Source organism: Bowmanella pacifica, from assembly GCF_014645355.1.
GTDB classification, from domain to species: Bacteria; Pseudomonadota; Gammaproteobacteria; order Enterobacterales; family Alteromonadaceae; genus Bowmanella; species Bowmanella pacifica.
On sequence record NZ_BMLS01000001.1, the window covers coordinates 303,947 to 325,565 of the forward strand.

The window sequence follows — 21,619 nt, forward strand, 5'->3', positions numbered from 1 at the left end:
TCGCGAAGGTACCGCTCGACGATTCTTCCTTCGCGACCAAGTAAAAGGCAATTACATTTCGTTAACAACAGTCTGCATACGTATTCAGCAAAGATCCATCCAGACTCTCTTCAATTTATTGGCGTGCGTTATCAATCCTGTCTTTTAACATTGGATGGGAGGAAAGCCAGCGCTCCATACTTGAAGACGGCGCCAGGCTGGCCAACTTTTCCATCGCTTTAGCAAAGCTTTCACCGTCCTGTCCCAATTTATCCAACTGTTGCAGTGCATAATTGTCCGCTTCCCATTCAAGCTCCTGGGAAAACTGATTCTGCACTAATGTGGTGGAAGCCCCGGCAAACAAGTCGGCCATACCTGAAAGATCGCCAAACAAATAGCTAATCAGCACAGAGGACGCCAGCGTCTGGGCTATCAGGCGCATAGAGTGGCGGTGCTCTACATGACCTATTTCATGCAGCAATATCGCCTGCAATACCTCTTTATCCTGCTCCAGCAGCGCAACAAGCTGGTCGGTAATAACAATAGTGCCGTCTGGTAAGGCAAAAGCATTAGGTCCCAGCTTCTCGGCGTGACGAAACTGGATATGATAGTGATGAGCAGACAAGCCCAACTGACTGACAGTGCCTTGCCAGTAGTTCAGATAGTCCTGACGGGTGGTTTCACTAAGCTGACTGGGTGCCAGCAAGGATTCATCCAATGCCAGCAAGGTATGCTCAGACGCCGTATTGATATAAGCCTGTGGTACATAGTGAGCAAAGCTGATAGCCAGGGCCGGGATGACATATTTAAACACCCCGAACAAGCATAAGGGCGCCAGCAAAATACTCGCCAATATGCCCCATTTGTTGGTTTCCAGCGCGGCTAAACGCGCAGATAACTTGCCCCCGTCCAGCCACAGATTAAGTTCCTCAGAGGGCGGCGCTTGTACCATCCCCCCATCTGGAAGCTTGATCTCTCGTGGCATCCGCCCAAGCGCCGGTGCACTGGACAGGCTCGGCTTAGGGTAACTATGCCAGTTACCCTCTACCAGGAGACGCAGTTCGCCATCCTCAAGCTGAAGCCACACCTGACAGCTTTTACTGCTGCCGGGTGCATACAAAACGCCTTCCAGCATCTCGCTCATCAGGTCAGGCCTATGTCCATATCGAAGATTTCTGACACTTCTTCGGCGATGGCATTAGGATCAGCACTGTTCTCTGCCACCACCTGATCCGCTTCGGCGAAAAGTTGTAAATGGGTGGCTTCAGCAAACAGGGCAGCCGTTCTGACTTTAACCCAGGGATAGGCCAGGCCGAGACTGCCAACCAACATCAACAGATTCACCAAACGCAACTTTGTCAGCGCCCAGAACCCCAGAGCTGATTCCAGTTTCACGACCTTTTCAATATGGCTATTGTTGTACAGATGATTGCGAATATGCGACTGGTAATAACAACTGGCAACGGTAATCACTAATACATACATCAACATAGTCAGTATCAAAAACACGGTGGCCGCCGGTCCCTCAGGCTCTTGTAATGACCCGCTGCCAGCCAGCACTGCGATTAAAATGCCCGCAGGCACCATAATAATCACGGCCATAATGGCACCAATAATACTGGCACCAATAGCAGCCACATAGTATTCGCCGGTACGCAAGTTGGTCTGAAACTGTCGGTCACCAAAGCGCATGTTGCCATAGATGTACTCATCCATCTTTTTCAGGACAATGGGCATAGTGAGATAGAGGGTAAATATGCTTAGAATCGGATACAGCATAAACAACGCATAGGCCCGGCCAAACCCACCCTGAAAGCCGAATCTGACATTTCGATAGGCAGTCATACGAGCATTAAAACGTAGGCTCAGACATATCATCACCGGCATCAATGCAAACAGCAGTAACATAATAATGGCAGCCACAAAAGGGCTCAGATAGCTGGCCAACATATAGCTACCAAATAGCACCAGACCGATAATCCGCCCTTTCAGAATTTGCATCGGCTCAGCCAAATAACTGAACCTGTGGCCGTCGGCTTCCAGGTTGCCATAGAAATAGCGATTGGTTCGCACCTTGGCCCAGGCCGAATAAATCCCAAGCGTCACAATGCTCAGCAACAAGTTAACGATCCAAATACCGAAAAACTCCTGACCATCCCCATGGAAACGCACCGCGGCGCGACGTGGCTGCTCAGGCTCGGTGGATGATGGTGCGGGTTGTGCAGGAGCCTGACGATAGGCGATCCAGGCATCCAGCACTTCGGCGTGTTCTGGATGCACAGTATCATCCAGTTGTTTGCGGGCCTCATTAAGTTCACTGAGGCTGTATGTTGAATAATCAACGGGTTCCATATTCACTCCCCTGAAGTACGGTGTATTCCTTTTTATTACCCTAATTCAAGGGCTTGTGCCTAAGCATAAGCCAAGAGTGCAAACAGGAAAAGTAAAGCCTGAGACTAAGTATTAATGACACCCAGACCAGCTTGCTTAAAACCGCTATTCTCGTTGAATACGTATGCAGGGTTTTTACAGTTACAAGGCCCCTGGCGTATCCTTCCGCCATCGTAACTAATCATCAAGCATTCCATGACAGAGCAGCCATGGTGGCGGGGCGCCGTCATCTACCAGATATATCCGCGCAGTTTTCTCGATACCAATCAGGATGGCATAGGCGACCTGCCCGGCATCATTGAGAAACTTGATTATGTGGCCAGCCTAGGTGTAGACGCCATTTGGATTTCCCCCTTCTTTAAGTCCCCAATGAAGGACTTTGGCTACGACATTAGTGACTACCGGGATATCGATCCTATGTTTGGCACCATGGCAGACTTTGCAAGATTGGTAGAAAAAGCCAATCGCCTCGGTATCAAGCTGATGATTGACCAGGTACTGAGTCATACCTCGGATCAGCATGCCTGGTTCGAGGAAAGTCGTCAGAGCAAAGATAATCCGAAAGCCGATTGGTATGTGTGGGCAGATGCCAAGGCCGACGGTTCACCGCCCAATAACTGGTTGTCGATTTTTGGCGGCAGCGCCTGGCAATGGGAACCAAGGCGTTGCCAATACTATCTGCATAACTTTTTAGTCAGCCAGCCAGATTTGAACTTCCATAACCCAGCGGTGCGTCAGGCCGTGCTGGACAATGTTGAGTTTTGGCTCAAAAAAGGCGTGCATGGCTTACGCCTGGACGCCATTAACTTCTGCTATCACGATGCCCAGTTACGGGACAATCCGGCTAAACCAGAGCATGAACGTAAAGGACGAGGATTCAGAGAAGATAATCCTTATGCGTTTCAATACCACTACTTTAACAACACGCAACCGGAAAACCTCAATTTCATCGAGGCACTCAGAGCCTTGCTGGACAGATATCCCGGTACTGTGTCTCTTGGCGAACTATCTTCGGAAGACTCTTTAGCCAGCATGGCTGAATATACCGAGGGGAATAAACGTCTGCATATGGGATACAGTTTCGAATTGCTCTGTGACGACTTTTCAGCCGCTTATATCCGTCATACGGTTGAGACATTAGAGAGCAAAATGCGCGATGGCTGGCCTTGCTGGGCCATTAGCAACCACGATGTGGTGCGCGCAGCCAGTCGCTGGAGTAAAGGGAAAACCGACCCCCAGTTGGCAAAGCTTTTATTAGTCATGCTGTGCTCATTGCGTGGCAGCATCTGTTTGTACCAAGGGGAAGAGCTGGGTTTGCCGGAAGCCGAATTGGCCTTTGAAGACCTGCAGGATCCCTACGGCATTACCTTCTGGCCCAACTTTAAGGGCCGTGATGGTTGTCGCACCCCACACCCTTGGAAACCCCAAGCCCATGGTGGTTTCAGCAGCCACAAGCCCTGGTTACCAGTGCCAGACGAGCATTTGCCGTTAAGCGTGGAAGAACAGGAAAAGCAGGCAGGATCGGTGTTAAACAGTTATCGGGGACTAATGCGTTGGCGTAAACAGCAACCCGTCCTGTTGTTTGGCGATATCCACTTTATTGATAGTCAGGAGCCGGTATTGGCCTTCATTCGGGAGTGGCAGGAAGAACGTATCCTGGCCTGTTTCAATCTATCCGACCAGACCGTTGATATGGCCTTAAAACATCCAATAGATGGTCTAATTGAAGGGCATGGACTACTCAGCGGCAGCGCTGAACAAGGCCGCATCCATCTCCCCCCTTATGGCTGTTTATTTGCCAGGCTCAGATAACGCTTCACCATGCAGCTCATCAAGCAGGCTTTCCAGCGCTTGCTTGAGCTGCCGCATCTCCTCCACACCGGAGGGCTCGGTCTCAAGGCAGTCATTAAGTTCCCTAAGTCGGTCTTTCAACTGCACAATGGATCTGGGCGTCGCAGCCATCTTTTTATACCTTTGCTGATGCACAGCTTGCTTTTTATACAACTAAGCCTACCAGATTAACCTTGGGGCTGAAAAGCTGCTTTTCAGCCCCTCCTACCCTTAAAGTTGCGCTGCCAGCTTATCGGCACGCCCCTGTTGGCCTTCCTGCTTGTACTGACGCTGGGCCAGTTTACGCTTGGCCAACTCCGATTTGCCCCGCTTAATCAGCAGCTCTACGTAGTTGAGGTAAACTTCGTCGGTGACTCTTTCGCTGTTAACTGCCCGTTCCAGATAGGTTTCTGCCTGACTTAAGTCTTTCTTAGCAATCAGAATTTGTGCCGCCGTATCCAAAACTGACGGCTCGGAGGGGTTAAGCTCCAATGCACGCTTAGCAAATCCCAGGGCTTCGTCCAGTTTGCTCTGTTCAAACAGCAAATACGCCAGGTTATTCAGCACCAGATAATTCGCTTCCTGCAACGCCAGGGATTGCTTATACAGCTCAATGGCCTTGCTTTTGTCTCGCGATAGTTCCTGCTCTGCCAGCATCATCAAGGCTGGCAGGTCTTTGGTGTTCTGCCCGACATGTTTATTAAGCAACTGATAAGCCTGTTCTTTTTGCCCCAAACGGTTATAACAGAACAGCGCCAGAGTCAGATTGCGCTGATTCTGCTTAGCCTCGTACGCTTCAAGAATATGGGGCTGGGCAGCCTGGCAATCGCCTTCACCCGCCAACAACCGGCCTAGCATGCCTTTACCCGTCGGAGTTGACTTTACGCTTGCAGGCAAAGTATCAAACTGCCTGCGGGCATCTTTATAGTTGCCTTTCATCAATAAGAAGTGAGTGTAAATCTGCAAAAAGCGAACGTCGTCAGGGTAGGTATCCACCATGGACTTCGACAGGCTCAGGCCGTCATCAAAATTACTGCGCACATCAAGCAGGAACAGTTTGCCCAGTATGGCCCGGGTGTTGCCTGGCTGTGCTTTCAACCAGCGATCATAATGGGCTTCAGCATCAACCACCTTGTCACTTTGCAAGTATGCCTTACCCAACAGGTCCCAATACGCGCTAGACAGCGCTTTATCATCACCGTCTTTCACCGCAGACAGCAGAGCAATAGTGTCCTCTCGTTGCCCTAAAATCATATGCGCGCTAGCTAATAGCAGACGCAACGCCATGTTCTGAGGCTGCTTGTCAAAGGACTGCTTTAGCTTCGCCAGGCCTTTTTCTCCCTGACCTTGTACCTGAGTCAGATCAAAGTAGCGGGATAATGCAGCAATATTGTCCGGGAAGTCCTGCAAAAAGGCAGACAGTTCCTTTTCACCTTGCTCATATTGCTTGTCCACCAATTTGATATCAATCAGTGCCAAGCGCACCTTAGGATTATCGGGGGAAAGTTGCTCGGCTTTATGCAGTTCAGCGATGGCCTTGTCCTTTTCACCCTTACGCTGATAAGCGGTAGCCGCTAGCAGATACCCCTGCTCTGACTCAGGCTCCTGCTTTTTCCAATCTGCAGCCAGGGATAAGGCTTTATCATATTGCTTGGTGGCTAAATAGGCCGTAGCTAATGTGGTACGGGTTACTTCCTGCTCAGGAGCCTGCTCTAATGCCTGCTCCAGATTGAGGATACCGTCCACATCGTTCATGGACAGCTGCAATATCCCTAAACGAGTAAGATCCATGGGGGTCTGGCTGACTTGCTCTGATTTGTCCAACATGGCCTGGGCACCTTGCAGGTCACCTTCTTTGAGCAAGCCAAAGCCTGCGGCAGAGAACAATGACGCATCATCGCCACTGGCTCCTTCCAGTTTACTTAAGGTTTCTTCGGCCTGATCGTTCAAACCCAGCTTCAACTGGGCTGCAGCGAGTAAGCGCAATGCAGGATGGTTAGGTGGTAAGTCGCTGGCCACCAGTGATAAATGGGTACGAGCACCTTCATAATCGCCGCTCTGATAAGCAGCGAACCCTGCGGTCAGACGCATAGCAGGATCGGTGGTTTCTTTGAGCAAGGCCTTCTCGGTATAGGCCAGAGCGGCATCAAAATCGCCCGCTTCAGCCCGGCTAAGTCCCTTAAGCTGATTTAGCCGCGGATTGTCCTTACTCAGCTTGAGCAAGCTATCTACCAAAGGTTCGGCCTCTGCTGCACGGCCATTGTCAGTCAACAAGCGCGCCAGCATAAAGGTCATTTCATGATCCTGCGGGTTCGCTTGATGGTATGCCTGATAAGTGGCAATCGCCTCGTTTATGTTGCCTTCTTGCAATTGCAAACGGCCCATCAACTTAAGGGCGTCTGGCTGCTCAGGTGTTGCGTTAAGAATCGCCTCGAGCTGAATTCTGGCCGCCTCAATGTTGTCTTCCAGCAGGAAGCCATATACCAATGCCAGCGATTTAAAGGGGGACTTCGTCTGGTAGTTTCGGATTTCTTCGATCAAGCTCTTGGCTTTTTCTTTTTGGTCTAGTCGCACCAAAGATTCTAAGCGATAAAACCCTATCTCGGCGGCTTCGGCTTCACTGATACCGGCATATTTGTTGGTCAGCTTGCTTAATGCCACATCCGCACCGGTTTTCTGGTAAGAGCGAGATAGCAGCGGCACCACTTCCGCCGCTGGATGCCCATACTCCATTGCCCTGTTGAGCTCCTTTTCGGCATCCTGATACTGGCGCTGTTCCAAATACAGTTTGCCTAACTCAAAACGCGCCTCGGCATTCTGTGGTTCCACTTGTACGGCGTTTTTTAGCTGGAGGACAGCGGCCTGAGTATCACCTTGGGCCAACGCTTCTCTGGCGGCAGAAAGGTAGCCATCCGAATCTTTGGGGGAACAGGCCAACAGGCTACCGAGTACCAGAGAGGCAATGAGAGTTCTACGCACTTGAAATCCTTATATCTGCGAAAGGGGTCAACTAAACTAGTTAACTCCCTAGGCTATTGCGCTTGGGACTTTATTGCAATAAGCCAGGTAAAGGATTTATTGGCATAAATTTGTCCACAACATGGTGTAACTTGCACTGATCTAATATAATAGCGCTTTTGCAGTCGGCCCCAGCAGTTGTAATTGCCTTGCCACCCATTCAGGATCCCAGATGACCAGCACCACAGACATCAGCTTCAAAGACCTCAACCTGCCAGAGCATTTGCTTCAGGCCCTGGAAAAAGTGGGGTATGAGAAACCCTCTCCCATCCAGGCCGAGAGTATTCCTTTGCTTTTGCAAGGCCATGACTTACTGGGTCAGGCCCAAACAGGAACAGGTAAAACTGCGGCTTTTGCCTTGCCTATGCTGGCCCGACTGGATCCTGAAGACACCACTACCCAATTACTGGTTTTGGCGCCGACCCGCGAACTGGCCATTCAGGTAGCTGAGGCTTTCCATACCTATGCCAGCTTCAATCGTCAGATCAAAGTACTGCCCATTTACGGTGGCCAGTCATACGATAATCAGATCCGCCCACTTAAGCGTGGTGTGCAAGTGGTGGTGGGTACCCCTGGCCGCGTGATTGACCATATCAAACGTGGCACCCTAAAACTGGATAAACTGAAGTTCCTGGTCTTGGATGAAGCAGACGAAATGCTGCGCATGGGCTTTATTGATGATGTGGAATGGATCCTCAGCCATGCCCCTGCAGAACGTCAAACGGCGCTGTTCTCGGCCACTATGCCGGATCGTATCCGCAACATTACCAATAACTACCTGAAGAACCCTAAGCTGGTAAAAATTGCCTCTAAGGTCAGCACCGCCAGCACGATTCGCCAGCGTTTTTGTCAGGTGGCTGGCCATCACAAGCTGGAAGCTCTGACCCGCATTTTGGAAGTGGAAGAATTTGATGGTGTGATCATCTTTGTACGCACCAAAACTGCCACGCTGGAACTGGCCGAAAAACTGTCCGCCCGTGGTTATGCGGTGGAGCCGCTTAATGGTGATATTCCACAGAATGCCCGTGAGCGAACCGTTGAGCGTTTGAAAGACGGTAAGATCGATATTCTGATTGCCACCGATGTTGTGGCCCGTGGTCTGGACGTGGAGCGCGTCAGTCATGTTATCAACTTTGACATTCCTTACGACACCGAGTCCTATGTACACCGTATCGGTCGTACCGGTCGTGCCGGACGTCAAGGCGACGCCATTCTGTTTATCTCGCATCGTGAAAAGCGTTTGTTGTTTGCTATTGAGAAAGCCACCAAACAGCGCATTGAACCTATGCCAATTCCATCCGTTTCTGAGCTTAACGAGCAGCGTCTGAAGCGCTTTAAGCAAGCCGTGATTGAAGCGATGGACGATGACAGCATCGAGTCTTTGATTCCGATTATCGAAGCCATTCAAACTGAAACCGAAGCGACGCCGGAAGTATTAATGGCAGCGCTGGCGAAGATCGCTCAAGGTGAAGAGCCTCTGTTACTGAAAGAATCTGACCGCCCGGATCTGTCCGAGCGTGCGCCACGAGGTGATCGTCCTGAGCGTGGTGACAGATTCCGTGATCGCGGCGAAGGCCGTGGGCGTGGCGACAGAGGTGGAGAGCGCACAGAACGTGGCCCCCGTCGTCGCAGCACACCGGATGAAGGCATGCAGCGTTACAAACTGGAAGTTGGTCATGCCCATGGTGTCAAACCAGGCAATATCGTCGGCGCTATTGCCAACGAGGCTGGCATAGAAAGCAAACATATTGGTGCTATCGAGATTTATGACAATTACAGCACGGTAGATTTACCTCAGGGTATGCCAGCTGAAATCCGTCAAATCCTGCAAAAAGCCAGGGTTGCCGGCCAACGCATGAATCTGCGCGAATGGTCTGACGAGCCGCCGCGTCGTGACAACCGTGACAAGCCAAGGTTCGACAAACCCAGAGGTGACAGACCCAGAGGTGACAAACCTCGTTCTGATCGCCCAAGACGCGACAGAGCAGACAAAGAGTAAAAAGAGAAAGGGGCCAAATGGCCCCTTTTGTCTTTATCAACTATACCAAGAGCGACTTGGTGTAATCACAGCAGTGGCCTGGCAAGCTTTGGTATATCACCGGCTAACCCCGCCGCCATAGCTATAGCCTGTTGTTTAGCCAAAGGCAGGCGATCCATAGCAGACATGCCCATGCCACGCAGTAATTTCTTAAGCGGGTGTTTGCCATTAAACAGCGTTTTAAAGCCGCCCATAGCGGCCAACATACGCACCGCTTCGGCTTTTCGCCAGCGCTCATAGGGGCGCAGGTTAGCAGGCAGTCCAATATCTTTATGTTCGGCTTGTAACTGCAACAGGCGCTCCGCCAATGCCGCCGCATCCATTAATCCCAAATTAGCCCCCTGCCCCGCCAATGGATGAATAGTATGGGCTGCATCTCCTACCAACACCAGGCGTTCATCAAGCCAGCGTCTGGCGTAACGCATGGTTAAAGGGAATGCCAGCCTTTTGCTGTGCACCTGACATACCCCGAGTCTGGCATCAAAGGCACTGGTCAGCGCATGGGAAAAGGCCTGTTCATCCAGCGCCATCAACCGATCGGCTTCGCTGGTGGTTGCGGACCAGACGATGGAGCACAGGTTCTGTTCATACAAAGGCAAAAATGCCAGCGGCCCATCCGGGGTAAAGATCTGCCGGGCGCAAGCGCCGTGAGGCAACTCGGTTTTAACTGTGGTAACAATGGCTTTATGTTGATAGTCGGCAAAACTGATGGGGAACCCAGCCTGTTGCCTTATTCTGGAGTTAGCACCATCGGCTCCCACCAATAACCCCACCCGATAAACACTGCCATCTGATAGCTGCAGTTCAACTTTGTCATCCAGGCGATGCCAGGATTGCACAGATACCGGAGCCAGCAACTGCACATTATCGGCATCTAGCAGCGATTCCCACAGAGCATTCACCACCACCTGGTTTTCAATAATATGCCCAAGATGGCCCTGATGGAGCATATGATGATCAAAATCAATGGCCGCAAAGCTGTCTTGCTCCCATACTTGCATATGGCCGTAGGCTTGTAGGCGTGCAGCTTGAATGGCCGGCCAGACCTGCAAACGACGGAGCAAATTTTCACTGGCCTGGTTAATGGCACTGACCCTAAGCTCCGGCTGTTCAGCCAATGGTTTAAGGGGAAATTGCTCATCCACGACCAGCACAGACAACTTGCTGTTCTTAAGGGCACTAGCGAGCGCCAGCCCCACCATACCACCACCGACAATAGCGAGATCAACGTCCTGCATCAGTTAGCTCCGTTGTAGCCCATGGCTTGCCAGGCGAGCAGATTTTTAACTCCCTGACAGCCCTGTAAAAGCGATAACCCCATGTTACGCCCAACGACAAGGGGGGCATGTTGATTGGAAAACAGCCGCACTAGGCCATCGGTCAAACCAATCACCTTCAGCTGATCCGGCTGACGCTGCTGCTGATAGTGTTGCAGCAATTTAAAACCGCCGGGGTCCTCGCCCTTAAGCTGATTTAATTGTGCCGCCAGTTGCTGAACATCTCGAAGCCCAAGATTAAAGCCCTGCCCCGCAATGGGATGTAAGGTATGGGCAGCATTACCGAGAATAACAGTACGATGGGCACTACCGCGCTCGGCTCGCACCAACCTGAGCGGATAGATAACTCGTTGACTTATTCGGGTAAAGCGCCCCAAATCATAACCAAAGGCTTGCTGTAAAAGACTAAGTAATTGCGCGTCTGACAGTCGGCTAAATTCATCCTGACTTGCCGCGTTCAAACTCCAGACCAACCCCGCCTGACACTTGTCGATGGGCAATAAGGCCAGCGGACCATGCTGGGTAAAACGCTCAAAGGCTCGTTGATGATGAGGCTGTTCGGTTTGGACATTGGCCACCAGCGCGACCTGACCGTAGTCGTCTATCTGACTGTTGACGCCAAGCATTTTGGCGGTTGCGGAATCTCCACCATCGGCTACGACCAATAAACGGGTGGCCAGTTGTTGCCCGGACGCGAGTGAAACCTGCACCAGGTCAGATTGGAGCTGCACCTTGACCACCTGGTCGGGACAAAACCACTCAAGCCTTTGATTGGCGAGCTGCGAATACAACATATTGCCAAGTTGCTGCTGACTGATGACATAGCCTAAGGCTTCAATCCCCTGACTATGGCTGTCCAGATAACACTGCCCCAAATGGCCCTGGTCGGTAATTTTGATACTTAGAATAGGTGTACTGGCGGCTTTCAGTTGAGGCTTAAGGCCCAATTGCCACAGGTAGTGCGCTGAATGGCGTGCCAGCGCCAAAGTACGGCTGTCGAAGCCTGGATGGTTTTGCTGCGCTTCATAGAGCCGCGACTCCACCATTCCCAATTTAAGCCCTGATGTTGCCAGGGCGCGCGCCAGCAAACAGCCGACCACACCCCCACCGACAATTAATACGTCCAGATTATTGCTCTGTGCTTTCACTGCTTAGCCATTAATGCTTCTATGTCGGCAATCTGCTTGGGACAGGCTGCGGTCAGATTGTCATGTCCATCCACCGTCACCAACAAATTATCTTCAATACGAATACCGATACCGCGCCATTTTTCGTCAACATCAGCCTCTTCGCTGATATATAAACCCGGCTCTATGGTTAACACCATCCCGGATCTGAGCGGCAGGTTTTCACCATCCAATTTATAGTCGCCCACATCATGCACGTCCAGTCCCAGCCAATGGCCTATACCGTGCATAAAATAAGACCGGTAGCTCTGTGAACTGATATTATCTTCCAGTTCGCCGGATAAGATACCGAGCTGGATCAAACCTTGGGTCAACACCCTGACCGCTGCATCCATAGCATCCGGCAAGGTGCCGCCGGGTTTGATATGCGCAAAAGCGGCGTTTTGTGCATCCAACACCAGTTGATAGAGTTCAGCCTGTTCAGGGCTAAAGCGTCCGCTAACCGGAAAAGTACGGGTAATATCTGCGGCATAGCCATTTAGCTCAGCACCGGCGTCAATCAACACCAACTCGCCGGCTTTAAGCACATCGGCATTTTCGGTGTAGTGCAAAATACACGCATTGACGCCGCTACCCACTATGGTGCCATAGGCCGGATAGCGCGCTCCCTGCATGGCAAATTCATGATGCAATTCTGCTTCTAATTGATACTCGAAACGACCGGGCTGACAAAAACGCATTGCCCTTATATGAGCCTGACAGGAAATCTTAGCCGCTCGGCGCATCACAGTGATTTCAGCGTCTGACTTAATATGTCGCAGGGCGTGCAAATTGGGGCGAACATCCTGCATCAGGTTTGGCACCTGAAAGCCGCGTTTAGGTGTGTTACGCAATGCAGCCAGTGCGGCGAATAAGCGTTTATCCAGATTGTCATCTGCGCCCTGGGCAAACACCAAACGGGCTTTGCCGGTCAGCCTGGCAAAAAGCTCTTCTTCAAAACAAGCAAGAGGAAATGCCTTATCTATGCCTAAAACGTCAACAACACGCTCAGGCCCGAGACGACGCCCCTGCCAAATCTCTGCAACCGGGTCACGTTCCCGGCAAAAGAGTAACGACAGACCTTTACCCTGATACTTTTCCAGCAACAAAATGGCGTCAGGTTCATTAAATCCGCACAGATAGAAAAAGTCGCTATCCTGACGAAAGGGGAACTCGGTATCACGGCTGCGGGTAACCTCACGCGCAGCAGGAATAACACAAACCACATCCCCTTCCAGGCTATCCAGCAGTTGCTGACGCCGTGCGCTATATTCAGCCTGGGTGATCATAACTAGTGCAACGTTTTATTGGCTTGAGCCGATGGACCGCGATGTGCACCCAATTCATTGAAACACAACATGGCCGACATACGCACATATTCCATCACTTCAAACAGCGCCTGCTCGGACTCTTCATTCTCAGGCATTTCTTCGTCCATACGGGCGATTTCGGAAAAATCTTCCAGCGCTTCTTTCACGTCTTCCGAGCAACGAGTTAAATCGGCTTGATGCAACCCGAATCCCAGCATAAACCCCTGCACCCAGTTAACCAGCGCCTGGCCCCGATCATTAATAGGAGACGCATCGTCGGGCATGCACAGACTTAAGGCGAAGTCCGATGCTTTCAACTGTTCACAAGTCTGGTCAAAAAGCGTTTGTACCGCCCTTTTCACCTCAACCGGTAACGCGTCACTCTGATTGATAAAATCTGCCAAGGCGCCCAGCCATTCCTTATTGTCCATCGGCATGCCACCGGCCAGCATGCCTGTTAGCATGCCTTGCAATTCAGCAGCATCACTAGCGATGCTGTGACGATCAAGTAATGCGCTTAATTCATCAAAGGTATTGTTGAGGCTGCTCAAACCCATTCCATCCCAATCAATTTTGTTAACCCCATATTACCCTCAAAACGCCCCTCAAAACAGTATTGCGGCACTCAGCCAGAACCTGAATAGCTTATGCCTTGCGCAATGCGCTGGAATATTCGGCTATCGCTCAGTTAGCACTGGTTTTCCTGCCTGGCTAGGGCCTATAATGAGCAGGTCGAGATGCTACTGCTATAACAATCACAATAAATCTGGTGCTATTACGCCCAGACGCACTCTCCAGACAGAAAAATCCAAATGCGGATATATGAATTCGGCCCCGTCGCGTTAGCGGCTTGGCCAACCGGTTTGTCTCCTGAAGTGTTCGCCAGTTCAGTAACGTCCCTGGCCGATGCTATCAACTCAGGGGGTTGATTCGGCTGCTTTTGTGCAGGCTCGGCTCGTACCGAGAAGCCTACGGTAGTGATGATACTCCCGCCCTGAACTTTTCGGTTCTAGGGCTAATTCTGGGCAGCGGCATTTTGGGAGACGCCCTCTTCACCTTCATACTTATTCATCCAAAGATTACACCCAGAGCGATTGCTGATCCGGCTTGGCATCCTGCCAAGGGTTCTCGCGCCTGATGCTCGTCAATCCCGCCCTACCTCATACTGAAATTCTAATTTCAAGAACATAACCTCAAATTTAACCTAATTTTAATTCTTAAATTTCGGACTATCATTATTCTCGTCAACCACATTTAACGAGGCTTATTGATGAAAACTGAAATCCTGACAATCAACCCAAACTCTAGCTTTTCTGCACTGACTAACTTAGTAGCGCGGATACTGCTAATCATTTTGTTCTTCCTGGCTGGCACCAGCAAAATCAGTGGCTATGAAGCTACCGCTGGCTGGATGGATGCCATGGGCGTACCTGGTAGCCTGCTGCCTTTGGTAATTCTTGCCGAGATAGGCGGCGCACTGGCTTTATTGGTCGGTTTTCAAACCCGACTGGTGGCGCTATTGCTGGCACTGTTTACCCTGGCCTCTGCCTTTATCTTCCATATTAATCTGGCCGATCAGACCCAGTTTTTGATGTTCTTTAAAAACCTGTCCATCAGTGGTGGCTTCCTCGCCCTGATGTTGCTGGGTGGTGGAAAATTTAGCCTGGATGCGAAGTTCAATAAGGTCTGAATCAAGCTCGGGTCGTCTACAGACGGCCCAGTTATTTCGCGCTCAGACTTCCCAGTTCGACTAAAACTACAACTTATCCCCACAGGGCCGCTTGACTTTCCGGGCAATCCCGGAGAAAAGGAAGACCAGATTTATCCTTAACCAATGTTATGTCAGTACCCAGCCCCAACCACCTTCGCCAGTATTATCGAGCCGCCCGCACCGCCTTATCGACTCAACAGCAGCAGATGGCTGCCAGAGATTTAGTAAAGCAATGCATGTCACTACCCGCCTTCCAGCAAGCTGAGCGGATAGCGGTTTACCTAGCCAATGACGGTGAACTTAGCCCCAACGAACTGATAACCCATTGCTGGCTAGAGGGCAAAGCGGTGTATTTGCCAGTCTTACACCCCTTTACCGCCGGGAATCTGGTTTTTGTACAGTATCATCCTGACTCAAGTATGCTGGCTAACAAATACGGTATCGCCGAACCCAGAGTGAGCAGTGCCAGTCTCTGCCCCCTGCCTTTACTGGATATCGTATTTACCCCTCTGGTAGCTTTTGATAATGCAGGAAATCGGATGGGCATGGGTGGCGGCTATTACGATAGAACCCTAAGACCCGTTGTACGCGACCAACTAAAAGTACAAGTTATTGGACTGGCGCATGACTGCCAGCAATGTGACGCCTTGCCAGTACAACCCTGGGATATCCCTATGCATAAAATTATAACCCCGGGTAAGATCTTTCATTTCCAAAGCCGCTGACATTGAGGGATGATATATACCCTGCTGATTTTTCCTGGTGCAACATCACATGAACCAAAACGAATTGAAGAAAGCCGCCGCTCTGGCTGCACTGGATTTTATTGAAGACGACAGCATTGTGGGTGTCGGCACAGGCTCTACGGTAGGTTACTTTATTGAAGGGCTGGCCAGTATTAAGCACAAGTTACAAGGTGCAGTATCCAGCTCTGAAGACTCGTCCGCCAAACTGCGCGCCTTAGGTATCGAAGTCTTTGACCTTAACTCGGTAGACTACCTTGATCTTTATGTAGATGGGGCTGACGAAATCACCGAACACAAGCATATGATCAAAGGTGGCGGTGCGGCGCTCACCCGCGAAAAGATTGTCGCTGCAGTAGCCAAAACCTTCGTTTGTATTGTGGATGGCAGTAAGCAGGTTGATATACTGGGTAATTTCCCTCTGCCCGTTGAAGTCATTCCTATGGCCCGCTCCTATGTGGCCCGCGAACTGGTCAAACTGGGCGGCGACCCAGTATGGCGTCAGGGTGTGGTAACAGACAACGGCAACCTGATTCTGGATGTGCATAATCTTGAAATATTGAATCCCGTTGAGCTGGAAGCAAAAATCAATCAGATCGTTGGCGTAGTTACTAACGGCTTATTTGCCAAACGTGGTGCCGATATTGTACTGGTCGCCAGCGAATCAGGTGTGCAACAACTCTGAAACAACTGACAAACAACTTTGCCGCCAATTGAGAACATTCTCAAATTGGCGGCAAAATCAGCAAAAATTCCCTTTTCCATTGCCAGCAGTTCTGTTATTTTAGACGTCCAGACGCCCATAAAAAGGAATAGTTATTCCGCAATGGCGGGTAGTTATTCATTCCCGAAGTAAGCAAACCAAATTGGAAAGTTCAATGAGCAAAGTGTCACTGCCAAAAGACAAAATCCGTATTCTGTTATTGGAAGGATTGCACCAAAGTGCCCTGGAAACCCTGAAAGCCAATGGCTACACCAATATCGAGTACCTGAAAACCTCTCTGCCAGAGGCTGAACTCATTGAAAAAATTCAGGATGTACATTTCATTGGTATCCGCTCACGGACTCAACTTACCGAGAAGGTTATCGATGCAGCACAAAAGCTGGTTGCCATCGGGTGCTTCTGTATTGGTACCAACCAAGTAAATCTAGAGGCCGCTCAGCGTCGCGGCATTCCGGTATTTAACGCACCATTTTCCAATACCCGTTCAGTGGCCGAGTTGGTGCTGGGCGAGATTCTGTTGCTGCTACGCGGTATTCCGCAGAAAAATGCACAGTGCCATCGTGGCGGTTGGGACAAGAGCGCAGTGGGCTCATTTGAAGCGCGCGGTAAAACCCTGGGCATTATAGGTTACGGTCATATCGGCACCCAGCTAAGCATCTTGGCCGAACATATCGGTATGCGCGTGCAGTTTTACGATATTGAAGACAAGTTGGTACTGGGTAATGCCCGCCAGATCAAAAGCCTTAATCAGCTGCTGAAGACCTCAGACATTATTAGCTTGCATGTGCCGGAAACACCTCAGACCAAAAATATGATTGGTCCTGCCGAACTGGATGCCATGAAGCAAGGCGCCATCCTGATCAACGCCTCTCGCGGCACAGTCGTAGATATCGACGCGCTGGCAGACAGTATTAAAGACAAGAAATTGTCAGGCGCAGCCATCGACGTATTCCCTGTTGAACCCAAGTCAAATGACGAAGAATTTGTTTCTCCTCTGCGCGGCCTGGACAACGTACTACTGACCCCGCACGTAGGCGGCTCCACGCAAGAAGCCCAGGAAAATATCGGTGTGGAAGTAGCAGGCAAGCTGGCTAAATACAGTGACAATGGCTCTACTCTGTCCGCAGTAAACTTCCCGGAAGTGTCACTGCCTGAGCATCGTGGTCGTTCACGCCTGCTGCATATTCACCGTAATATTCCAGGTGTACTAACCAAGATTAACCAGGCCTTTGCTGAAATGGATATCAACATCGCGGCCCAGTACCTGCAAACAAACCCAGAAATCGGTTATGTGGTGATCGATGTAGACTCTGACGATGCCGAGCAGGCCTTCCAGCGTCTGACCACCATTGAAGGGACGATAAAGACCCGTATCCTGCACTAATTCCAGCTCCTTAGGGGCTGATGAGTGAGTAAATGCCGTTCACTTTTGGTGAACGGCATTTTTTGTGTCCTGAGGGATGAACCCGTTAAATACTAGCGCCCCTTGGCCACCAGCCAGTCAATAGCCTGTTTAATCCTTTCCGGCTTTTGAAACATAACCATATGATCAGTCTGTTCAAGACTCATATACTGGCCATTGGAAAATTCCGCCACTTGCTGACTCCAGGCACTGCCTTCCTGCTGCCACTGACGCAGCGCCTCGGCATTTTCCGGATAATTCTGAATATCTTTTTCTTCAAAATCCGAGTCTATCACCGATACTGGCACCGAGCTTGGCAAGGCTAACGCAGCGTAAGCATCGAGATCATCAGCATAGAAAGCGATCTCCCTGGCACGAGTTTGCTGCGCCCCAACTAACATTCGCTGCTGACTGATTACATCCAGAAAATTCCAGTCCATCAAATCAGCCAGGGCTTCTGGGAGCAAGGCAGCTATCTCCTCGCGTTCAACCACCAGCTTGTTCCAGGTTCGGGCTGTCCAGGTACCTTGCTCTAATATTGGCAATAGGGCCTCCAAGTTAGCCAGATACCAATCCGCCGGATAGCCTTTATACAAGCTCAGAGAGTGTGGCAAGGCAATGTCGGGATCTATCCACAACATGCCGGTAAGGTCGATGTCATCACTGCGATGCTGATAAAACTGGCTGGCGGTAATGCTGGCGCTGGAAAACGCCACCAACAATACTTGTTTTTCATTCAGGGCATGCAGAATGCCATTCAAGTCCTCGGCAAAACGGCTCAGGTTAACCTCTTCGCTCATATTACTAAATCCATTGCCAAGCCTGTCGATACTATGAACCCGGTAAGTTTTTGCCAGATAGGGCTGCAGCAGTGCATACCATGCACTGTCATTGAAGTAATTGTAGTTAAAGCCTGGCAGCAACAAGATAGCCGGCCCGCTATGTTGCTTACCCATGCTGCGAACATGGAACTTTTGCCCCTGTACGTCTATCAATTGAGAGTGCTCGGGCAGCTCGGGGATATGCAAATGGTCAAAGAAATCGAGGATCTTCTGGCTTGTGTCAAAGCCAGAAAAAGACCAGCTGTGCCCTCCCCGTTTGATACTGTGTAGCTGTACTTTTTGTTTGCCGTTGGTGTAGTGAATCAAATCAACATTCTGGCTGGCAGATTTCAGCAGAGGATTGGGCAGGCTGTTGTTCAAGGCTGCTAATCTGGCGACCGCTTCCTGACTGGACAGCAAACCAAAGTTGGCGTGATTGCTACCATAATAAGACAGCACATTATCAGCCGTACCATGCACCATCATCACCGAGACAGGCGCCTCCATGGCACAACTGAGGGACAGCTGTCTGGACATGGGCGCTCCTACCGTCGCTACTGCCCTGACTTTATCACCAAGGTTGCAGGCAACGTTTTGCGCAAACAAGGCGCCCTGAGAAAAACCGGCCGCGTATACCTCGCCTTCCTGCAGCCGGTAGCGCGTGCCGACATCTTCAATAATCTGCTCGATAAAACCCAGATCATCAGCACCTTTACGATGGGCAATATTGCAATCACAGCCTTCGTTCCACTCCACCTCCTGGGACTTAGGATAGGCCACAATATAATCAGAATGGTATTGCTCAAAGCGGGCGGAACTGCGCATACTTTCACTGCTCCCCCCTGAGCCATGAAAAGCCAGTAGCAGCTTATATGGCTTGGCTTGGTCAAAATGTGTGGGTAATGCCAGCACGTAACTGCGATCTGCCAGTTGAATACGCTCTGCATTCTCAGTTGGCGCCGTTACCTGACCGCTATTGCCGGAAGAACCGCAGGCTGTTAGGTTGAATAAGATTATCGTCAGGGCCAACCGCCCTCCCAGTGACACGGATTTCATAGCAAACTCCTGTGTTAAGTCACAAGCAAGCTAACGAATCGGTTTGCCAGGCAACATCACTGACGCTGATATTTTTATGATGAAAAGCTTACGAATAATAAAAAACTTTAAAATCAGGAAGATAAGTTGAATTCACTGGCGCAGAACGAAATTCATCTGGGTAAACTTACCCTGTGCAAACAAAGTCGCGAATTGCGTTCACATGAGCGTAAATTGGCCCTGGAACCCAGAGTCTACGAACTCCTGCTGCAAATGCTCAGCAGTCCGAATTTTTTGGTCAGCCGTGACCAACTGATAGAAAGCGTCTGGCAAGGACGAGTAGTCAGTGATAGCGCAATCAACCGAGCCGTATCGCAATTACGTAAGAATCTGGCGGAGTTAGATCCTGGTCAGGATTATATCGAAACAATACCCAAGCTGGGTTATCGACTAAAAGTTGTACCTGCTGGCCCCGTTACCTTGCCAGCTTCGAAGCATTCCTACCGAGCACTATTTTGGCTGACAGGCGTTGCTCTACTTACTTTGATCTGGTGGCAAAGCACGGAAGATAAGCCCACATCTATAGAGCGTCTGACAATCGAGGACAAAAAGGTACAGCCATTAACGGGTGATGACGGCATCGAGTTTGATGTCAGTTTATCAGCAGATGGACAACAGTTGCTTTATCACAAGGCTGATACTGCCGGACGTATTCAGCTTTGGCATATGCAACTCCAGCACGCCTATCAGGTTAGTGACACAAATACCGACAAACTTGCCGCCAAACTCAGTCCTGATGGCCAGCAGGTAGTTTATATTGAGCAGGATACCGATTGCCAGGTGATGCTTGCAGAACTAACGGAGCAGGGGGTTATCGCGGCGCCCTTGTTTTCTTGCTCTGAGGAAAATGGTTTACGCTTTACTTGGATGCCTGACGGTAAAGGATTTTACTATCGTTTCCGGCAGGATAAGACACACCCTTTTGCTATTTATATGTATCGTTTAGATACCAGCAAAAGCCGTCAACTTACCCTGCCCGCCAACATCAGCAATGGCTTGGGCGATATAGCCATGACAGTCAGCCACGAAGGGGAGAATTTACTGGTTGCCACTTATCAGGGCCAACAGAACACCCTGCTAACCACATATCGCACCAAAGACATGCAGGCAGTCAACCAACATGAGTTAGCGATGGGTATCAAAGATATCCAATGGCACTCCGCCAGCAGCAGCCTGATTATCAGTAGCGGCCCTTATCTTCATCAGTGGCACAACAATGTGGTTTCCCCTTTACTCTACGCTGGCCAATCCATCCAGTCTTTTGCCCTGGCCGGGCAGGCCCTGGTGTATAGCGATAACCTGCAGCGCAGTGCAATCTGGCAACAAAGTTTATCGGATACTAAAACGCAACCAAGAATCAACAGCTCAAAACTGGACTTACAACCCAGGCTCAATCACGACGGCAGTCAGCTGGCCTTTATCAGCACACGTCAGGGCCAGCACCAGATCTGGCTGCAGGTGGGTTTATCCGAGCCACGATTACTGGCAGATTTACCAGCAGGTTTTACTCGCCTTAGCTGGCGCCACGACGATTCCGCCTTGCTTTACACGCATCTCGGTGCCGTTTACCAGGTAAACGCGAGTGACGGCACCACAAGCAAAATACTGCCAGAGCAGACACAAGCTTATTTGGTAAACCCTGCACCAGCAGGGGCATTACTATATAGCAGCATAAAAAGTGGTGACTGGCAGCTTTGGCTATGGCACCCGGATTCTGGGCATCGTCAGTTAACCGAGCATGGCGGCTACAGTGGCTGGATCAAAGATGGTCAGCTGTATTACAGCAAATTTCATATGGCCGGACTATGGCAACAAGATCTGAATAGCGGCCAAGCAACAAAGCTGATAGAGGATTTTGCCGTTACTAACTGGCTGAACTGGCAGTTAATACAAGAAGGTATTCTCTATCATCGCCCCGAAGATGGTCTATATGTGTTTAATCCCAGAACCAGAGAAACCCGATTGTTCTTGGCGCAAGATGCTGATTTTGTTCATCAGTATAGTTTTGCCAACGGCGTTTTACTCTATGTCAGGCTCGACACACCACAAGGCGATCTATATCGCCTGACACTCAGTCCACCCTAGTCATACTGCGCTGACGAGGCAATGTTGTT

At 50.4% G+C, this 21,619-nt stretch carries 16 protein-coding genes and 1 other RNA gene; 8 read left to right on the plus strand and 9 right to left on the minus strand.

Annotated elements, in window-relative coordinates; genetic code table 11:
* Positions 1 to 115 precede the first annotated feature (115 nt).
* Both IEX02_RS01260 and IEX02_RS01265 read right to left on the minus strand, forming a co-directional pair.
* Entirely contained in the window at positions 116 to 1,123 is a 1,008-nt protein-coding gene (locus tag IEX02_RS01260) for a M48 family metallopeptidase (RefSeq protein ID WP_188689107.1), read from the minus strand.
* Complete coding sequence (locus IEX02_RS01265) at positions 1,123 to 2,331, minus strand: YjgN family protein (RefSeq protein WP_188689110.1); 1,209 nt, start codon at positions 2,329 to 2,331, stop codon at positions 1,123 to 1,125. Before IEX02_RS01265 ends, IEX02_RS01260 begins: the two co-directional genes overlap by 1 nt.
* 234 nt (positions 2,332 to 2,565) lie before the next feature.
* Between IEX02_RS01265 and IEX02_RS01270 the strand changes: the two genes are divergently transcribed.
* Positions 2,566 to 4,182 (plus strand): alpha-glucosidase family protein, encoded by a 1,617-nt coding sequence (locus IEX02_RS01270; protein WP_188689113.1) that lies wholly within the window; start codon positions 2,566 to 2,568, stop codon positions 4,180 to 4,182.
* On the opposite strand, the gene IEX02_RS01275 is transcribed toward IEX02_RS01270, so the two are convergent.
* Positions 4,162 to 4,332, minus strand: coding sequence for a hypothetical protein (locus IEX02_RS01275; RefSeq protein WP_188689115.1), 171 nt, complete (start codon positions 4,330 to 4,332; stop codon positions 4,162 to 4,164). The two genes, IEX02_RS01270 and IEX02_RS01275, sit on opposite strands and share 21 nt — an antisense overlap.
* Before the next feature lie 99 nt (positions 4,333 to 4,431).
* Positions 4,432 to 7,179: an XrtA/PEP-CTERM system TPR-repeat protein PrsT gene (gene prsT / locus IEX02_RS01280; RefSeq protein WP_188689118.1), complete on the minus strand. Its 2,748-nt coding sequence runs from the start codon at positions 7,177 to 7,179 to the stop codon at positions 4,432 to 4,434.
* A gap of 211 nt (positions 7,180 to 7,390) precedes the next feature.
* Here prsT and IEX02_RS01285 point away from each other — a divergent pair, with 211 nt between their 5' ends.
* On the plus strand, positions 7,391 to 9,217 hold the full coding sequence (locus IEX02_RS01285) for a DEAD/DEAH box helicase (protein WP_188689121.1): 1,827 nt from the start codon (positions 7,391 to 7,393) through the stop codon (positions 9,215 to 9,217).
* 65 nt (positions 9,218 to 9,282) lie between these two features.
* Here IEX02_RS01285 and IEX02_RS01290 read toward each other — a convergent pair whose 3' ends face one another.
* Genes IEX02_RS01290 through IEX02_RS01305 form a run of 4 tightly spaced genes read right to left on the minus strand, consistent with a single transcriptional unit; the run spans position 9,283 to position 13,560 of the window.
* On the minus strand, positions 9,283 to 10,494 hold the full coding sequence (locus IEX02_RS01290) for an FAD-dependent monooxygenase (protein ID WP_188689124.1): 1,212 nt from the start codon (positions 10,492 to 10,494) through the stop codon (positions 9,283 to 9,285).
* Positions 10,494 to 11,681, minus strand: a complete 1,188-nt coding sequence (ubiH, locus tag IEX02_RS01295) for a 2-octaprenyl-6-methoxyphenyl hydroxylase (RefSeq protein ID WP_188689127.1) — start codon at positions 11,679 to 11,681, stop codon at positions 10,494 to 10,496. The genes IEX02_RS01290 and ubiH overlap by 1 nt, the downstream gene beginning before the upstream one ends.
* On the minus strand, positions 11,678 to 12,988 hold the full coding sequence (gene pepP / locus IEX02_RS01300) for a Xaa-Pro aminopeptidase (protein ID WP_188689129.1): 1,311 nt from the start codon (positions 12,986 to 12,988) through the stop codon (positions 11,678 to 11,680). Before pepP ends, ubiH begins: the two co-directional genes overlap by 4 nt.
* Before the next feature lie 2 nt (positions 12,989 to 12,990).
* On the minus strand, positions 12,991 to 13,560 hold the full coding sequence (locus tag IEX02_RS01305) for a UPF0149 family protein (RefSeq protein ID WP_373284954.1): 570 nt from the start codon (positions 13,558 to 13,560) through the stop codon (positions 12,991 to 12,993).
* 313 nt (positions 13,561 to 13,873) lie between these two features.
* Here IEX02_RS01305 and ssrS point away from each other — a divergent pair.
* The 5 genes from ssrS (at position 13,874) to serA (ending at position 17,571) form a co-directional block, all read left to right on the plus strand.
* Positions 13,874 to 14,056: non-coding RNA, 6S RNA (gene ssrS, locus IEX02_RS01310), on the plus strand.
* Positions 14,057 to 14,279: 223 nt separating this feature from the next.
* A complete protein-coding gene (locus IEX02_RS01315) occupies positions 14,280 to 14,699 on the plus strand; it encodes a DoxX family protein (RefSeq protein WP_188689134.1) in 420 nt (139 codons plus the stop codon).
* A 149-nt stretch (positions 14,700 to 14,848) separates the two neighbouring features.
* Positions 14,849 to 15,445, plus strand: a complete 597-nt coding sequence (locus tag IEX02_RS01320) for a 5-formyltetrahydrofolate cyclo-ligase (protein ID WP_188689136.1) — start codon at positions 14,849 to 14,851, stop codon at positions 15,443 to 15,445.
* A 49-nt stretch (positions 15,446 to 15,494) separates the two neighbouring features.
* On the plus strand, positions 15,495 to 16,148 hold the full coding sequence (gene rpiA, locus IEX02_RS01325; protein WP_188689139.1) for a ribose-5-phosphate isomerase RpiA: 654 nt from the start codon (positions 15,495 to 15,497) through the stop codon (positions 16,146 to 16,148).
* Between the two features lie 193 nt (positions 16,149 to 16,341).
* On the plus strand, positions 16,342 to 17,571 hold the full coding sequence (gene serA, locus IEX02_RS01330) for a phosphoglycerate dehydrogenase (protein ID WP_188689142.1): 1,230 nt from the start codon (positions 16,342 to 16,344) through the stop codon (positions 17,569 to 17,571).
* A gap of 92 nt (positions 17,572 to 17,663) precedes the next feature.
* Here the strand turns inward: serA and IEX02_RS01335 are convergent, their stop codons facing one another.
* A complete protein-coding gene (locus tag IEX02_RS01335; protein ID WP_188689145.1) occupies positions 17,664 to 19,466 on the minus strand; it encodes an alpha/beta fold hydrolase in 1,803 nt (600 codons plus the stop codon).
* 126 nt (positions 19,467 to 19,592) lie between these two features.
* Here IEX02_RS01335 and IEX02_RS01340 point away from each other — a divergent pair, with 126 nt between their 5' ends.
* Complete coding sequence (locus IEX02_RS01340) at positions 19,593 to 21,590, plus strand: winged helix-turn-helix domain-containing protein (protein WP_188689148.1); 1,998 nt, start codon at positions 19,593 to 19,595, stop codon at positions 21,588 to 21,590.
* Positions 21,591 to 21,619: the final 29 nt, after the last annotated feature.